At 62.0% G+C, this 14,772-nt stretch carries 13 protein-coding genes and 1 pseudogene; 11 read left to right on the top strand and 3 right to left on the bottom strand.

Annotated elements, in window-relative coordinates; all coding sequences use genetic code 11:
* Nucleotides 1–231: hypothetical protein (locus tag AC52Q4_RS12435; RefSeq protein WP_495537117.1), on the top strand; the 231-nt coding region annotated here is incomplete at its 5' end.
* 14 nt (nucleotides 232–245) lie between these two features.
* The gene (locus AC52Q4_RS12430; RefSeq protein WP_495537116.1) at nucleotides 246–1,445 is read left to right on the top strand and encodes an acetyl-CoA C-acyltransferase; all 1,200 of its coding nucleotides are present in this window, start codon (nucleotides 246–248) and stop codon (nucleotides 1,443–1,445) included.
* A gap of 109 nt (nucleotides 1,446–1,554) precedes the next feature.
* On the opposite strand, the gene AC52Q4_RS12425 is transcribed toward AC52Q4_RS12430, so the two are convergent.
* A complete protein-coding gene (locus AC52Q4_RS12425) occupies nucleotides 1,555–2,172 on the bottom strand; it encodes a DsbA family oxidoreductase (protein ID WP_495537115.1) in 618 nt (205 codons plus the stop codon).
* 231 nt (nucleotides 2,173–2,403) lie between these two features.
* Here AC52Q4_RS12425 and AC52Q4_RS12420 point away from each other — a divergent pair, with 231 nt between their 5' ends.
* The 8 genes from AC52Q4_RS12420 to AC52Q4_RS12385 all read left to right on the top strand — a co-directional run bounded on the left by AC52Q4_RS12420 (nucleotide 2,404) and on the right by AC52Q4_RS12385 (nucleotide 10,735).
* On the top strand, nucleotides 2,404–3,696 hold the full coding sequence (locus tag AC52Q4_RS12420) for a cation:proton antiporter (RefSeq protein WP_495537114.1): 1,293 nt from the start codon (nucleotides 2,404–2,406) through the stop codon (nucleotides 3,694–3,696).
* 107 nt (nucleotides 3,697–3,803) lie between these two features.
* A complete protein-coding gene (locus AC52Q4_RS12415) occupies nucleotides 3,804–5,210 on the top strand; it encodes an aminodeoxychorismate synthase component I (RefSeq protein WP_495537113.1) in 1,407 nt (468 codons plus the stop codon).
* Entirely contained in the window at nucleotides 5,203–6,024 is an 822-nt protein-coding gene (pabC, locus tag AC52Q4_RS12410; protein ID WP_495537112.1) for an aminodeoxychorismate lyase, read from the top strand. The genes AC52Q4_RS12415 and pabC overlap by 8 nt, the downstream gene beginning before the upstream one ends.
* Nucleotides 6,025–6,139: 115 nt before the next feature.
* Nucleotides 6,140–7,309, top strand: a complete 1,170-nt coding sequence (locus AC52Q4_RS12405; protein ID WP_495537111.1) for an aminotransferase class I/II-fold pyridoxal phosphate-dependent enzyme — start codon at nucleotides 6,140–6,142, stop codon at nucleotides 7,307–7,309.
* On the top strand, nucleotides 7,293–7,997 hold the full coding sequence (locus AC52Q4_RS12400) for an alpha/beta fold hydrolase (protein ID WP_495537110.1): 705 nt from the start codon (nucleotides 7,293–7,295) through the stop codon (nucleotides 7,995–7,997). The genes AC52Q4_RS12405 and AC52Q4_RS12400 overlap by 17 nt, the downstream gene beginning before the upstream one ends.
* The gene (gene bioD / locus AC52Q4_RS12395) at nucleotides 7,994–8,638 is read left to right on the top strand and encodes a dethiobiotin synthase (protein WP_495537109.1); all 645 of its coding nucleotides are present in this window, start codon (nucleotides 7,994–7,996) and stop codon (nucleotides 8,636–8,638) included. Before AC52Q4_RS12400 ends, bioD begins: the two co-directional genes overlap by 4 nt.
* Nucleotides 8,639–8,652: 14 nt before the next feature.
* Nucleotides 8,653–9,951, top strand: coding sequence for an adenosylmethionine--8-amino-7-oxononanoate transaminase (gene bioA, locus AC52Q4_RS12390; RefSeq protein WP_495537108.1), 1,299 nt, complete (start codon nucleotides 8,653–8,655; stop codon nucleotides 9,949–9,951).
* A gap of 367 nt (nucleotides 9,952–10,318) precedes the next feature.
* Nucleotides 10,319–10,735, top strand: a complete 417-nt coding sequence (locus tag AC52Q4_RS12385; RefSeq protein WP_495537107.1) for a hypothetical protein — start codon at nucleotides 10,319–10,321, stop codon at nucleotides 10,733–10,735.
* A gap of 512 nt (nucleotides 10,736–11,247) precedes the next feature.
* Here AC52Q4_RS12385 and AC52Q4_RS12380 read toward each other — a convergent pair.
* Together AC52Q4_RS12380 and cls are read right to left on the bottom strand one after the other, a co-directional pair.
* Nucleotides 11,248–12,540: a nucleoside recognition domain-containing protein gene (locus AC52Q4_RS12380; RefSeq protein WP_495537106.1), complete on the bottom strand. Its 1,293-nt coding sequence runs from the start codon at nucleotides 12,538–12,540 to the stop codon at nucleotides 11,248–11,250.
* A gap of 94 nt (nucleotides 12,541–12,634) precedes the next feature.
* Nucleotides 12,635–14,017, bottom strand: a complete 1,383-nt coding sequence (gene cls, locus AC52Q4_RS12375) for a cardiolipin synthase (protein ID WP_495537105.1) — start codon at nucleotides 14,015–14,017, stop codon at nucleotides 12,635–12,637.
* A gap of 558 nt (nucleotides 14,018–14,575) precedes the next feature.
* On the opposite strand from cls, the pseudogene AC52Q4_RS12370 reads away from it, so the two are divergent.
* A pseudogene (locus AC52Q4_RS12370) lies at nucleotides 14,576–14,772 on the top strand (transposase family protein); the annotation flags it as partial.

Below are 14,772 nucleotides of genomic sequence, written 5' to 3'. Positions count from 1 at the left end.
GCCTTTTTGGTCAACATGCGCTCCGGCGGCTTCATATCGGAGCACGATTACGAGGTCGCCGCGCGATTGGCGACCGCGCTCTGCGGTGGCGAGGTGGACGCCGGGCTTCGCGTATCCGAGGATTGGCTGCTGCATCTCGAGCGGGAGGGATTTATGGCGCTGCTGCACAACCCCAAGACGCGGGAGCGGATCGTCCATACGCTCAAGACCGGCAAGCCGTTGCGTAATTGATCCAGGAGGAGGCCATGGCGGCACAGATTCAGGATGCCTTTATCGTAGCAGCGGTGCGTACGCCCGTGGGCAGAGCTCCGCGTGGGGTGTTCCGCTCCACCCGGCCGGATGATCTTTTGGTCCACGTACTGCGCGGGGTCATGGAAACGGTCCCCGGCTTGGAGCCGGCAGCGGTCGAGGACGTGTTGGTCGGTTGTGCCATGCCCGAGGCCGAGCAGGGGCTCAACGTGGCGCGCATGGGTGCCTTGCTCGCCGGCCTGCCGGACTCGGTGCCGGGCGCCACCGTCAATCGCTTCTGTGCCTCGGGATTACAGACGATTGCCATGGCGGCCGATCGGGTGCGACTGGGCGAGGCGGATTGCATCATCGCCGGTGGCGCCGAGAGCATGAGCGCCATTCCCTGGATGGGCAACAAGCCCTCGTTCAATCCGGCAATATTCGAGCAGGATGAGAACGTCGGTATCGCCTTCGGCATGGGCCTGACCGCCGAGCAGGTAGCCGAGCGCTGGAAGGTCTCGCGCGAGGATCAGGACGCCTTCGCCGTGCAGAGTCATCAGCGTGCCTTGCAGGCCATCGACAGCGGCGAGTGGCGCGACGAGATACGGCCTTATACGGTGCAACACCGGGCGCCCTCCGCTGACGGCCGGAGCGTGGCGATCCGCGAGCAGGTGGTGGATACCGATGAGGGACCGCGGCCCGGTACCAAGGCGGAAGTCCTCGCCAAGCTGCGCCCGGTGTTCGCGGCGAAGGGCTCGGTGACGGCCGGCAACAGCTCTCAGACGAGCGATGGGGCCGGAGCGGTTGTCGTCATGAGCGAACGGATGGTGAAGCGCCTGGGCATCGAACCGCTGGGCCGCTGGGTCGGATACAGCGTCGTCGGGGTACCGCCCGAGATCATGGGGATCGCTCCCAAGCTGGCGATTCCGGAGGCACTCGAGCGCGCCGGACTGCGTCAGGATCAGCTCGACTGGATCGAGCTCAATGAGGCATTCGCGGCGCAGAGCCTGGCGGTGATCCGCGAGCTGGATCTCGACCCGGAGCGAGTGAACCCGTTGGGCGGCGCTATCGCGCTCGGTCACCCGCTCGGCGCCACCGGTGCCATTCGCACGGCCACGGTGCTGCACGGCCTGCGTCGGCGGGGTCTGCGCTACGGGATGGTCACCATGTGCGTCGGTACCGGCATGGGGGCGGCGGGCATTTTCGAGGCCGCGTAGCAGCCGCGCGGCCTGCGGCCTGGTTTCAACTGGGCGGGGACCGGACGCCGTAAGTTGCTGTTCAGTTCAAGGAAGGGACTCGCGTTTGCATCACCTGGGTTTCAGGCCGTCAAAGGTATTCGCGGCGTAACGCTTCTTCGAGTGTTTCCATGGATACCGCCCCGGAAAAAGGCTGCTCGGCGACCACGATGGTGGGAACCCCGGTCAAGCCGATCCGTGCGGCGGCCTCCACGTGCTCGAGCAGACGCTGTCGGTACCGGGCGTCTTGCCAAGCCGCTACGAGCAGGTCCTCGATCCCGTGGCGCTGCGCCAGCTCGCGCAGCACGGCTTCTTCCCCGATATTCCGCCCCTCGGCAAAGTAGGCATGGAAAAGCGCTTCATTAAGAGCGGGAAAGGCCGCCGGCCGTTCATCCGCTGTCGCCTGCGCGAGCAGGATCGCTTTCCGTGAATTGGTCGTGAAGGTTCGCTCCGCCATGGATAGCGCCTCCTCGCTCACCAGGGCCTTGAGATTGTCCATCATGCGCCGCCATTGCCCGGGGGGATAGCCGAGCTCGGACAAGGGGCGGCCCTGCGGTGGATTGTCCGGGTGGATCTCCACGAAGCGATAGTGCACGGCGAGCGGATAGCGCCGGGCGATGCGCTGCAGCCGCGCATTGCCGACATAGCAGAAGGGACAGATGTAGTCGAAGTAGACCTCAATGGGCACAGCGTTGCGTGCCTCGCTCATCGCGACCTCCAATTACCCGAATGCCCGTGCGGAATCATCACGAAACTACTCTACATGAACGATTGCCTGATTCGTTGTGGGATTTATTCCGCGGCGTTCGCCGCCGGCGCGCGGCAAAGGCGTGTCGCCGTGTTTTCCTTCGAGAACTGCTCTCGGGATCGTTTCGAGGGTGTTATGCGTAAGCCCTGGGGAGCTCGCCAATCGCGTGGTGACTGAACGGGATTCGTTCCAATGACGGCCACCGGGTGGTATCTATTGATCGGCGTCATCCTGCTGTCGATGGGGCTGCTCGCCTCGCGCATCAGGCGCATGCCGGTGACTTCCGCGCTGTTCTATTTGATCGTCGGCGCGGTCATCGGCCCGAGCGTCTTCCACCTGTTTCATTTCAATCCGCTCAAACAATCGGCGTGGCTGGAAATCCTCACCGAGGCTGCGGTGCTCATCTCGCTGTATACCTCGGGTCTCAAGCTCCAGCTCCCTATCCGCGCCAGCCTCTGGCGCATACCTCTGCGTCTGGCGACGCTCTCCATGGTGGTCGGCGTCGGACTGGTAGCGGTGTTTACCCACTATGGCCTGAATTTTTCATGGGGGGCGGCGGTATTGATCGGGGCCATATTGGCCCCGACGGATCCGGTGCTGGCCACCGATGTTCAGGTCAAGCGGCCCGGGGACCGCGACCGCCTGCGTTTCAGCCTGACCGGCGAGGCCGGATTGAACGACGGCACCGCATTTCCCTTCGTTATGCTGGGTTTGGGGCTGCTCGGTCTGCACGACATCGGCTCCGGTGGCCGCTGGCTGTTGGTGGATGTCCTGTGGGCGAGCGCCGCCGGGGTCGCGGTGGGAGTGGTGTTGGGCTGGGGACTGGTGCTTTGTGTCCGATTACTGCGCCGCTGGCGCAGCGAAACCGTGTTCATGGATGATTTTCTCGGCCTCGGCCTGATCGCGTTGGCCAACGGCATTGCCTTGGCGATCTCCGCCTACGCCTTCCTGGCGGTGTTCGCCGCGGCCGTGACTTTGCGCCAGACGGAGCGACGGCAAGTGTTCCGGCCGATGGCCGAGCCGCAGGACCAAGCCACTGACCAGGAACTGATGGCTCACCGCTCGCTGCGATTCAACGAACAATTGGAACGCCTCTCTGAGGTGGCGCTGATTCTGCTGCTCGGCGGCAGCTTGTTTCTCAATTCCTGGACGTGGGAGGCGGTCATGACCGCGGCGTTCGTGTTTTTGGTGGCGCGTCCGCTCTCGGTCTACCTGGGGCTGTTCGGCGCGGCGGTGAAGCCGCATATGAAGCCCTATGCGGCCTGGTTCGGGGTGCGCGGTATCGGCTCGCTCTATTATCTGATGTACGCCATCCAACATGGCCTTCCCGAGCCGGTTGCGCTGAGAATCCTGTCGATCACCCTGATCGTGGTCGCGCTGTCCATCGTCGTGCACGGCGTTTCCGTCACCCCGCTGATGGACCGCTATGGCCGGACGCGGGTGGCCGCGAACGGTGAGAGAGCCGTGCGGCCGCGTGAGCCATAAAACTCGGTAGACAACCCGGGTTCGTGGGCACGCCGACCGTTGGATCAGAGCGCGCGCTTGGGCCTGTTAAGCTAGCGCACGCTCAGGGTAGAAAGGATTGGATGTCGATGAAGGGGACTGCGCCGCCGGCTCTCGCCCGACCGTTCTCCGAGGCGGTGGACCTGTTGGATCTGCATATCCATCGTCCCGAGCGCTATCCGCACCTGTTGGAAAGCGCCGCTACGGGCACCGCTCAGGGTCGCTACGATATTTTGTTCGCGTTTCCAGGGCAAACGCTCGCGCTCGCTGCGGATGGGCAGCTATCCGGTCCGATCGACGCGCCCGGAGCGGGCTTTCTGGAAAATCTGGATGCCTGGTGGACGCGCGAGGCGCGGCTTCTCGACGCGTCGCCGGCTCCCACGTTGCCGTTCACCGGCGGATGGTTTGTGTTTCTCGGCTATGAGCTGGCGGCAGAGATCGAGCCGATTCTCCAATTGCCCAAGGATGACTCGGCGCTGCCAGCCGCGGTCGCCACCCGCATTCCCGCGGCCGTTGTTCGCGACCACCAGGATGGGCGCACCTGGCTCGTCGCCGAGCCGGGCCGCGACGATCTGCTGGAGTGGATCGAGGGCGATCTCCGTGCGATCGCCGCTCGCCGAGCGCCGCCGAGCGAATCTCCCATACTCGCCGGCGCATTAGCGGAGGAGCCGGGAGCGCGCTACCTCGATGCGGTTGGCCGCCTGAAACGCTACATTCGCGACGGCGACGTATTCCAGGTGAATCTATCGCGACGCTGGTGCGGCCGGTTGCACGCGGAGGCAGCCTCGAGCGCCCTCTACCGACGCCTGCGCCGGGCCAATCCCGGGCCGTTTTCGGGCCTGGCCACCTGGGGCGATCGCGCGGTGATCAGCTCGTCTCCGGAGCGGCTCGTGCGCGTGCGCGGCAGGGTGGTCGAGACGCGCCCGATCGCCGGGACCCGACCGCGGCACCGCGATCCCGAGCGGGACCGCGACAGCGGTCGAGGGTTGCTCGCCCATCCCAAGGAGCGCGCCGAGCATGTCATGCTGATCGATCTCGAACGCAACGATCTGGGCCGCGTCTGCGAACCCGGCTCGATCGAGGTCAATGAGCTGATGACTTTGGAGTCCTATGCGCATGTCCACCATATCGTCTCCAACGTGCGGGGACGTCTCGCCCCCGGCGTATCCCCGGGTGCGGTCATCCGGGCCGTTTTCCCGGGCGGAACCATCACCGGCTGCCCGAAAATCCGCTGCATGGCGATACTCGCCGAGCTGGAGCAGGCCGCGCGCGGCGCGTATACGGGCTCGATGGGTTATCTCAACCGCGACGGCAGCATGGACCTCAACATCCTGATTCGCACGATGCAGCGCTGCGGCGAGACGCTGAGCTTCCGCGCCGGCGGCGGCATCGTCGTCGACTCGGTGCCGAACAGAGAGCTGGCGGAGACACGGGCGAAGGCTCGTGGCCTCATTCTCGCCCTCGAACCAGGGGCGGGGCGGTGCAGCGGTGAGTGAGCGGCGGATTCCCACCCCGGCGCCGCTCGATCCGCGCGATCGCGGGCTGCAGTACGGCGACGGTCTGTTCGAGACGATGGCGGTACGGGACGGGCGGATCCCGTGGCTCGCTTACCATTTGCGCCGCCTGGAGGCCGGCTGCGCACGGCTGCACATCGCGGCGCCCGAGGCCGGGCCGCTGCGTGAGGAGATCAGCGCTTGCGCAGCCGGGCAGTCACGGGCAATCATCAAGCTCATCGTGACCCGCGGTGTCGGGGGGCGCGGTTACCGTCCCGACCCGCACGCTCCCGGCCGTCACTTTGTCCTGCGTTACCCTTGGCCTGCCCATGCGCAGCCGCGTGCCCGGGAAGGCGTACGGTTACGGGTTTGTCGCACGCGCTTGGCAATCAATCCGGCGTTGGCCGGGCTCAAGCATCTGAACCGCCTCGAGCAGGTGCTGGCGCGCATGGAGTGGCGTGACGAGACTCGCTTTCCGGAAGGCTTGATGCTCGATTGCCAGGATCGGGTGATCGAAGGCACGATGACCAACCTCTTCATCGTCCGGGGCGGGGCTCTGCTGACACCGGAGTTGAGCACAAGCGGTGTGGCCGGCGTGATGCGGGAGATTATCCTTGAGCTGGCCGCGCAACGGGCGCTGTCCTGCCGGGAGGCGGAGCTCCGCCTGCCCGACCTGGGGCAGGCCGAGGAGGTTTTCGTCTGTAATTCCGTGGTCGGGATCTGGCCGGTGGTGGCCTTGAATCGGTGGCAATACCCGTTCGGACCGGTCACGCGAGCGTTGGCGGATGCGCTCGAGGCCCGTGCCGCGGTGCGCTGAGGCGATTGGGGGTTTGCCGGTCGCCGACGGGCGCGAGTTCCCGGTCGCTCGCCTCACGGTTCGGGCCCGGGGAGCCACAGGCAGGGCATCGCGCGGCAACGAGAACACATCACCCATGCGCAAATACGGTTTCATCGAGCGTGCGCTGGCGGCGCGTAATGAAAACGAGCAGCTGCGTGCGCTGCAGCCGCTGATACCCGATTCCCGCGACCCGGTGATCGTCTACAAGGCAGGCCGGCGTATGCTGAGCTTCTGCTCCAACGATTACCTCGGCCTGTCACGCCACGCCAAGCTGCGGGAGGGAGCCGCGCGCCACGCCTACAGCCACGGCGCCGGGGCCACCGGCTCGCGCCTCGTATGCGGCACGTACGATATCCACACCCGCGTGGAGGAGATGCTCGCGCGCCTGTACGAGCGTGAATCGGCCCTGCTGTTCAATTCCGGTTTTCAGGCCAATTGCACCCTGCTTGCCGCCCTGGCCGGTCGCGACTCGCTCGTGCTGGCGGATAAGCTCAGCCACAACAGCCTGATCCAGGGGGCGATGCTGAGCCGGGCGACCTTCAGGCGCTATCGACACCGGGATCTGGCGGCGCTCGAAAGCCGCCTGAAAGACGCGCGCGGGCGATTCGACAGGATCCTGATTGTCACGGAATCCGTGTTCAGTATGGACGGCGACCGCGCCGATGTGGACGGGCTGGTGGCGCTGGCAAAGGAGCACGATGCGTTTTTGATCATCGACGATGCCCATGCGGTCGGCGTCTGGGGGGAACGCGGCCTGGGCTTGACGGCGCACAAAGGCGGCATCGACCTCGTGCTCGGCACGTTCGGCAAAGCCTATGGCAGCTTCGGCGCCTTCGCGCTCTGCGACAGGAGCGTGAAGGATTTCCTGATCAATTTCTGCCCGGGGTTGATATACACCACCGCGTTGCCGCCGCCGGTTATCGGAGCGATTGAAACCGCCCTCGAGCTCGTGCCCCGATTGGAAGGCGAACGGGACTACCTGCATCGGCTTTGCGATCGCGTGCGTGAAAAACTGAACGGGATGGGTTTCGACACCCTTAGCTCGAGCACGCAGATCATTCCGATCATGCTCGGCGATGAAAAACGAACGTTGAGTCTCTCCCATTGGCTCGAGCAAAACGCAATACTGGCCACGGCGATTCGCCCGCCCACGGTGGAGGCAGGCAAATCGCGGATACGCATTGCCTTGTCGAGCCACCATACCCCGGAGCACGTCGATTATCTTTTGCAGACCCTGCGAGGCTGGCTTGACGCTGGATACTGAAATACTCGCCTTCCATGGTTGGGGGTTCGACGCGAAGGCCTGGGATGCGTGGTCGCCTTATCTGGGGGATTCTTGCCGGTTGCAGGCCTTCGATCGAGGCTATTACGGAGCACCTCGCGATCCCGTATTCCGCTTTGCGAATACGCAAAAAGTCATATTCGCGCATTCCTACGGACTCCATCTTTGCCCGGCGCGGCAGTTGAACTCTTGTGATCTCTTGGTGATATTCAACGGCTTTCTGAGCTTCCATCGGCAAACGCCACGGTTAGAGAAAAAGTCGCGCCTGATCCTGCAACGCATGCAGGAGCAGTTCGCGCACTCGCCCGAGGCCGTGATCAAACGCTTCATGCAACGTTGCTATCATCCGGCGCGTTCTGAGCACTGCGTGAAAAATGCGCTTGCCCGAGAGCGCTTGGCTGAGGATCTGCTCGTGCTGGGTGAAAGCGAAATCGCGCCGGCGGAACTCGAAAAAGTGCCACGTGTGCTCCTGCTGCACGGCACGGAGGACCGGATCGTACCCGTCGCGCAAGGTCGGGCGCTATGCGCTACGTTCGGCCGTCGTGCCCGATACCATGAAATCGAAGCAGCGGGTCATGCGTTGCCGTTTTCCCATACGGGTCAATGCTGGGCGATACTGGAGCCCGCATTGCGAAGTGAGACGCGAGAACGATCGCCGGGTCCGAGATGAATGATCGTCTGCCGCTACCGAAACGCTTTTTCGTCACCGGGACCGACACGGGGATCGGAAAAACCGTTGTATCGGCGATGCTGACGCTCGGGTTGCGGGCGCGCTACTGGAAACCGATTCAATCCGGCCTCGAAGCGGAGACCGATACGCAATTCGTGAAGCGCGTCACGCGGCTTCCCGATCGCTATTTCGCATCAGAGCGCTTTCGCTTGAACGCGCCGTTATCGCCCCATGCCGCAGCGGCAATGGACGGTTTGAGCATTCATTTGCAGGACTTCACGCTTCCCACGGCACCGCCGGAGGAGAGAATCATCGTCGAGGGAGCGGGCGGATTGATGGTGCCGATCAATTCCACGCATTTGATGATCGAGCTGATCGCCTATTTAGCGCTTCCCGCCATTTTGGTCACACGCACTAGCCTTGGTACAATCAATCACACTTTGTTATCCATCGAAGCGCTTCGCCAATACGCGATACCCATCGCCGGCGTCATTATGAACGGCCCGGAGAATGAAATAAATCGCGAGGCAATCGAGCACTATGGAAAAATTCCGGTTATCGGGAGAGTCGATCAATTGACTGCGATCGAGCCGAATACGTTGCAGTACGCCTTCGATAAAATATTCGCGGCCGAGCAGTGAGATTCGATTGCTTTATGCCAGAAAAAAAATCAGCTTCCCACCCCAATCTTTGGTATCCGTTCACGCCGATCGGCGGGGCGCCAACGCCGCTCAAGGTGAACTCCGGTAAGGGCGCCTGGATCGAGCTGGAGACAGGCGAGCAGCTTCTGGATTTGATATCGAGCTGGTGGGTCAATGTGCTCGGTCACGCCAGGCCCGAAATCGCCGACGCCATTCATGCACAAGCAAGACGCCTGGAGCACGTCATTTTCGCCGGCTTTACGCATGAGCCGGCGGAGCAACTGGCGGAAACCCTCGCCGGGAAATTGCCTGGGCAATTGAACCGGATTTTCTATTCGGATAACGGTTCCACGGCGGTGGAGGTAGGCATCAAGCAGGCTTGGCAATATTGGGCCAATCGCGGCGAGAAACGCGAATCCTTCATCTGCTTCGATGGCGGCTATCACGGTGATACGTTCGGAGCCATGTCGGTCAGCGCCCGCTCCGTGTTCACGGATGTTTTCAAAGAGCTGCTCTTCCCGGTCGAGTGCGTGCCGTACCCGGTGACCTGGCGCGGAGACAGCGAGGTAGAAGCCAGAGAAGCCGTGACGCTGCGCCGTCTGACGCAGCTTCTGGAGCAAAACCCCCGGCGCTACGCGGGAATCATCATCGAGCCGCTGGTGCAGGGTGCCGGTGGGATGCGCATGTGCCGTGCGGAATTTCTGCAAGCCCTGCGCCGCTTGTCACGCGAGCATAATACGCTGCTCATCTTCGATGAGGTGATGACCGGCTTTGGCCGGACGGGTGCGTGGTTCGCCTGCGAGCGCTCCGGTGTGGAGCCGGATGTGATCGCCCTCGCCAAGGGCCTGACCGGCGGGTTTCTGCCCTTGGCGGTGACGATCTGCAGTGAGCCTCTCTATGAGACGTTCGTCAGCTCGGATCCGGCCAAGACCCTGTTTCATGGCCACAGCTATACGGCGAATCCGCTCGGCTGCGCCGCCGCGAACGCGACTCTGGCGCTGCTCGAGCAAAGCGCGACCTCGTTCCAATCGCTGGAGCGGGCGCATCTCGCGCACTTGGCGGAACTGAGCGAGCATCCCAAGCTCGATAAAATTCGGGTCACCGGCACCATTGCCGCCATGGACGTCAAAACGCCTGACAGCCCCGGCTATTTGAATCAGGTGGCCGGCACAATCAAACGCAAGGCGTTCGAGCGCGGTCTGCTGCTGCGCCCGCTCGGCAACGTGCTCTACCTGATGCCGCCGTACTGCATCACAAGCGAGGAGCTCGCCTTGGCGTATCAGGGCATCGGCGCCATCCTCGACGAGCTGTGAGCGCTGATAAATCCCAAACCTGCGTCACCGATATAGAGGCGGTAAATTAGCTTGTGCGAAACATGGCATTGAATTGTATGGAGAACAGTGCCTTTGCTCGTGCAGCAATTGGATTCGCCTTTGTCTTACGAAGTGTTGTTTAGATACGACAATTTTGAATGAACTGCATTATTGTTATCGGAGGTTAGCTTCGACGGCTGCGTTGCTTGGTGCCACCGAGCAAATTTGACGGTGAGCGAGCATGAGATTAAGCACCAAAATTGGCCACCGGGCATCCGGCTTGCTTAAGGCGCGTTCGGTTTGTTTGTCTCAGGCCGACGCGAATCATAGGAAAAAGTTACTCCGTAATGCATCAAGGAGGGAGCGTGTGAGCGATCTCGATAAGCTTCATGTAGCCTGCGAATTACTTAACCAAAGTTTGCGCCTATATTACGAAGGCGATTCGTATTTCGCCAGCCTGCATCTTGCGGGAGCTGCAGAAGAGGTGTTGGGCGGGTACGTTGAGGAGGTTGGTGGTACCTCCTCGTATGCGAGTTTGAAGGCTGCAACCGTCAAGTTATCCGGGTTTAAATCCAAGGGCGACGTTAAGGCCATTGCCAATCTGATGAATCGTGCCAAGAACAACACAAAGCACAGGAGCGGGCCTATATTGTTTGATGCGGAGTCAGAAGCAAAGGAACTGCTTGATAGGGCAGTTACTAATTACTGCTTCCTTATGAGTCATTTTTCTCTTGAGGAAACAGCATTAATTCGCCAAGTCAACGAAGAACTTGTCAATGCATAAGGAACTCATGCAGTTCGCGTCCGCTGATCGCCCGACTCGTCAGAGGCGTTATGCACTTCTTATACAATGGCGTTAGGTTCCTAGAACACTACGCGAGGCATGGTTAGAGAACGAGCAATATGGGACGAATAAGCCACGCGGCGTTGTTGGTTACGGTGACCGTCATCGCCGGTTGCGGCGACTCATCTCGGCCTTCGGTAGATGAAGCCTATAGGGTCGGATACGATATTGGTCTCGCGGACGAGTGCGGTAGAGAAGGGGAACGGCGAGAGCCAATGCCTTCGGCGTATGATGATTCTCTTAGCGGCGGTGATTTGACTGCGGCATTTCAACAGGGATACCAGGTCGCACGGAGTCAAACCCAGCCATGTAAGTATCGCTGATAGTCGGATTGCCGCTTGTACAATACGTTAATAACAGCTTTAATCTGGGCCGGAATATGGGATAGGGCCTTTCCCATGCTGTCGCCATTCGGTGAGAATCAATTTTTCCAATTTCTGCGGAGAACCTTGTTACCGATAAAGATATGAGCAGATGGCCACCGCGGCGCAAATGCCGGCAAGGTCAGCGGTAAGGGCGGCGGCGAGCGCGTGGCGTATGCGCCGAATTTGAATGGCGCCGAAATAGACGGCGAGGACATAGAAGGTGGTTTCGGTCGAGCCCTGCAGGGTCGAAACCAGATAACCGATGTAGCTGTCCGGGCCGATGGCGGGATCCTGGATGATGGAAGCCAGGATGCCGTAGGCGCCGGAACCGGACAGTGGCCGCAACAAGGCCATGGGCAGCGCTTGTGCCGGCAGCCCGACCATTTCCGTCAACGGCCCGAGACGATCGATCATGGCCTCGAGCGCGCCGCTGGCGCGGAGCATGCCGACGGCTGTCAGAATGGTTACCAGATACGGGATAATTCGCACCGCTACCCAGAATCCGTCTTTGGCGCCCTCGACGAAGGTCTCGTAGACCGGAACCCGGCGGAGAATGCCGAACGTCAGAAAGCCTACGAACAGCAGGGGGATGATCCATGCCGAAAGCGCTTGGCCGAAGACGATCGTGAGCGGGATCAGGGCGGCAAGGGCGCCGAGCGCCACTGCGGAAATCCACAACGGATAGGGTTCGCCCGTATGCTTAATGGCCGTCTCCGCGGCCTCGGCGGGCTTGGAATCCGGCGCCGGGTCAATGCGATGGGTCTCGTTCAACACGGGCGCGCTCGCGAACGGTGTAAGCGAACGGTAAAGCTTGGCCGCCACGACGGCTACCGCGGTGGCGGTCAGGGTCGCGACCAGCGTAGTCGGCAGGATTCCGGCGGCATCATGGGAGCCGGCGGAGGCGCGCAGCGCGATGACGCCCGTCGGCAGCAGCGTCACGCTGGATGTGTTGATGGCCAGGAACAACACCATCGGGTCCGTGGCGACGCCCGGTTTGGTATTCAGGCGATCCAATTCCTGCATCGCCCGAATTCCGAATGGGGTAGCGGCATTGCCCAGCCCCAGGGCATTGGCCGAGAAGTTGAGGATCATGGCGCCCATCGCCGGGTGCTCCGGCGGCACCTCCGGAAACAGCCGCCTCATCAATGGGCTGATGAGCCGTGCGATGATGGTGAGCAAGCCTCCGGCTTCCGCCACCTTCATCAAGCCCAGGAACAGGGCCATGACCCCGATGAGGCCGATCGCCAATTCCACGGCGCCTGCTGCGGAATCGATCATGCCCTGACTCAGCGCCTGCATGCTGGCGCTGCTTCCAGTGATCTGGCCCCAACCGGCGAAGGCGAAAGAGACCAAGACGATAGCAAAGAAAACGGAATTCAAATACGGCGCCCCCCAGCAAAGCCGCGTGCGAGTTTCCCTGAACCGCTACCGCTCGGATCGGCTAATCGAGCAGCAGCCGCTGCCGGCTTTTCTGCTACAGCCACCAGTCCCAAAAACGGGCAAGCGCTTCCTTGATTCGCGCCCAAAGCGAGCGCTGGCGCCATTGAGCCAGCGTGATGCGTTTCGAATGCTTCAGGTCGTCCTCGAACAGTGTTTGCATTTGCCCGGCGAAGTCACGTCCGAGAATGACGGCGTTGATTTCATCGTTGTGGCGGAAGCTGCGCCAATCGAGATTGCTGGACCCGATGGTAGACCAAACATCATCGATCATAATGGTCTTGGCGTGCAGGACGTAATCCTGGCGCTCGTAGATCGAAATCCCCGCCTCCAGCAAGGCGGTGTAGTGCGAACGCCCGGCCGCAAGCGGAAGCCAGGAATCGCTGTGTTGCGGCAGGACCAGGATCACCTCGACCCCACGCCGCGCCGCGTCCTTGAGTGCCCGCACGAAATGAGGATTGGGCGCGAAATAGGCCCCCGTGATATGAATCCTGCGGCTGGCGCTGCGGATTGCCGAGATCAGCGTGGAATAGATCAGCGGCACGGGCGCGTCCGCGCGGCTTGCGATCGCCCGTACGATATGCGCGCCGCTCGGCCGGACCGGGGGGAAATACTCGCTCTCTGCAAGCGCGGGCCCGGCCTGACTTTTCCAGTGCCGGAGAAAGGCTCTCTGAAACTCGGAGGCCACCGGGCCTTCGATCCGCACATTGGTATCCCGCCACGACAGCCCCCGCTCGCTTTCCTGTGAGGCGCTGGATCCCGAGCCGCTGAGCTCCGAGCCCAGGTTGACCCCGCCCGTGAAGACGATTCTGCCGTCAACGATGAGCAGTTTGCGGTGGTTGCGGTTATTGATGCGCGCAAGCGTGTCGGGGTTCAGTGGACTGACGGGATTGAACTCCAACAGCTCGATGCCCGCGGCGCGCAGGCGCTCGAAAAATGCCGCCGGAGTACCGATGGCGCCCACGGCGTCATAAATCAGGTTGACCTCTACTCCCTCGGAGCGCTTGCGGATCAGCAGCTCGGTTAGCGTCCGGGTGAGCGGATCATTCTCGAGGATGAAAGTCTCGAGGTTGACGTTGTGCTTGGCCTTTCTGATGGCGTCGTACATGGCCGCGTAGGTCGCAGGCCCGTCGACGAGCAGGGTGGCTCTGTTGACAAGGACCAGCGCGTTTGCGGTGATCGCCCGCTCGATTGCCAAATGTCGCCTCAGGATACAATCGCTGCCCGGCGACTCGCGCTCGAGCCTGGCGATGATGGCTTCGCTCTGCGCGCGGCTGAGTGGGCCTTGGGCACCGTAGAATCCAGCGTCCCCCCCGTGAGCCGAGTGCCTCGGGTGGTCGACATTCGGCAGCGTCGAGCAGGAAGTGAGCAGCACGCTGCCGGTCAGAAGCAGGAATGAATAAAGTAGCGCGTGCAACACGAGTCGAAGGCGATTCTCGCCGGGATATGATAGAGATCACACCTTATAGTATTTATGACGCGGGGTGTTTTTGAATGACGCTCACGGCGGAGATGCACCCCGGTGGCTTGGCGACCCGGTCCGTGCTTGGCGGGAGCCTGAGGCTGGGGCCTGTGGTTCTCACTGAGTCGATCGGGATGAGTCGGGGGGACAAGCAGCGATAGCCACGGTTATCGCTGCTTGTCGCGGCGAGAAAGCTTACGCAGCGCGGTAGCGCTGCCGGCGGATCACCAAGCCCATCAGGCCGGTACCCAAGAGCACTAGCGGAGGCGGATCCGGTATGCTAATGGCCGCGCCAGTCTCGCCGCGTAATTTTTGTTCAATCGCTCGGCCGAAATCATTGAAGTCAGCGGCCGCCGTGACAAATCCATTAGAGGTGATGACCATGCCTATCCGCTTAGCACCTAATGTATATTAGACGGCATTTCTGCTGTGAGCTGGGAGCAAAGAATGGGTGCAGAGGACCCGGATCAGCTTTGGCGCGAGTTTCCGTAGACTTTGTTGGAGTTCGAGTGGCGCTTCCCCACTGAGGAGGCCTGCCGGGAGTACCTGATTGCGGTGCGCTGGGGCGCACGGCCTTGGTGCTCGCGTTGTGGTGGCGAGCGCCTCTCGGCGATCAGCCGCCACCGTCTGCACTGCCTGGATTGCCATCATCAGACGACGGTAACCGCGGGGACGATCATGGAGAAAACCCGTAAGCCGCTGCGGCTTTGGTT

This window comes from Nitrococcus sp., assembly GCF_059432795.1.
The sequence above is the reverse complement of the archived record's forward strand: the minus strand, read 5'-3'. Positions and strand labels throughout refer to the sequence as shown.

Bases quoted from the DNA above. Each gene is read 5' to 3' on its own strand.
- AC52Q4_RS12430 (WP_495537116.1), top strand. From the start codon at position 246: ATGGCGGCACAGATTCAGGATGCCTTTATCGTAGCAGCGGTGCGTACG.
- AC52Q4_RS12415 (WP_495537113.1), top strand. From the start codon at position 3,804: ATGAAGGGGACTGCGCCGCCGGCTCTCGCCCGACCGTTCTCCGAGGCG.
- AC52Q4_RS12425 (WP_495537115.1), bottom strand. From the start codon at position 2,172: ATGAGCGAGGCACGCAACGCTGTGCCCATTGAGGTCTACTTCGACTAC.
- AC52Q4_RS12405 (WP_495537111.1), top strand. From the start codon at position 6,140: ATGCGCAAATACGGTTTCATCGAGCGTGCGCTGGCGGCGCGTAATGAA.
- bioA (WP_495537108.1), top strand. From the start codon at position 8,653: ATGCCAGAAAAAAAATCAGCTTCCCACCCCAATCTTTGGTATCCGTTC.
- bioD (WP_495537109.1), top strand. From the start codon at position 7,994: ATGAATGATCGTCTGCCGCTACCGAAACGCTTTTTCGTCACCGGGACC.
- AC52Q4_RS12420 (WP_495537114.1), top strand. From the start codon at position 2,404: ATGACGGCCACCGGGTGGTATCTATTGATCGGCGTCATCCTGCTGTCG.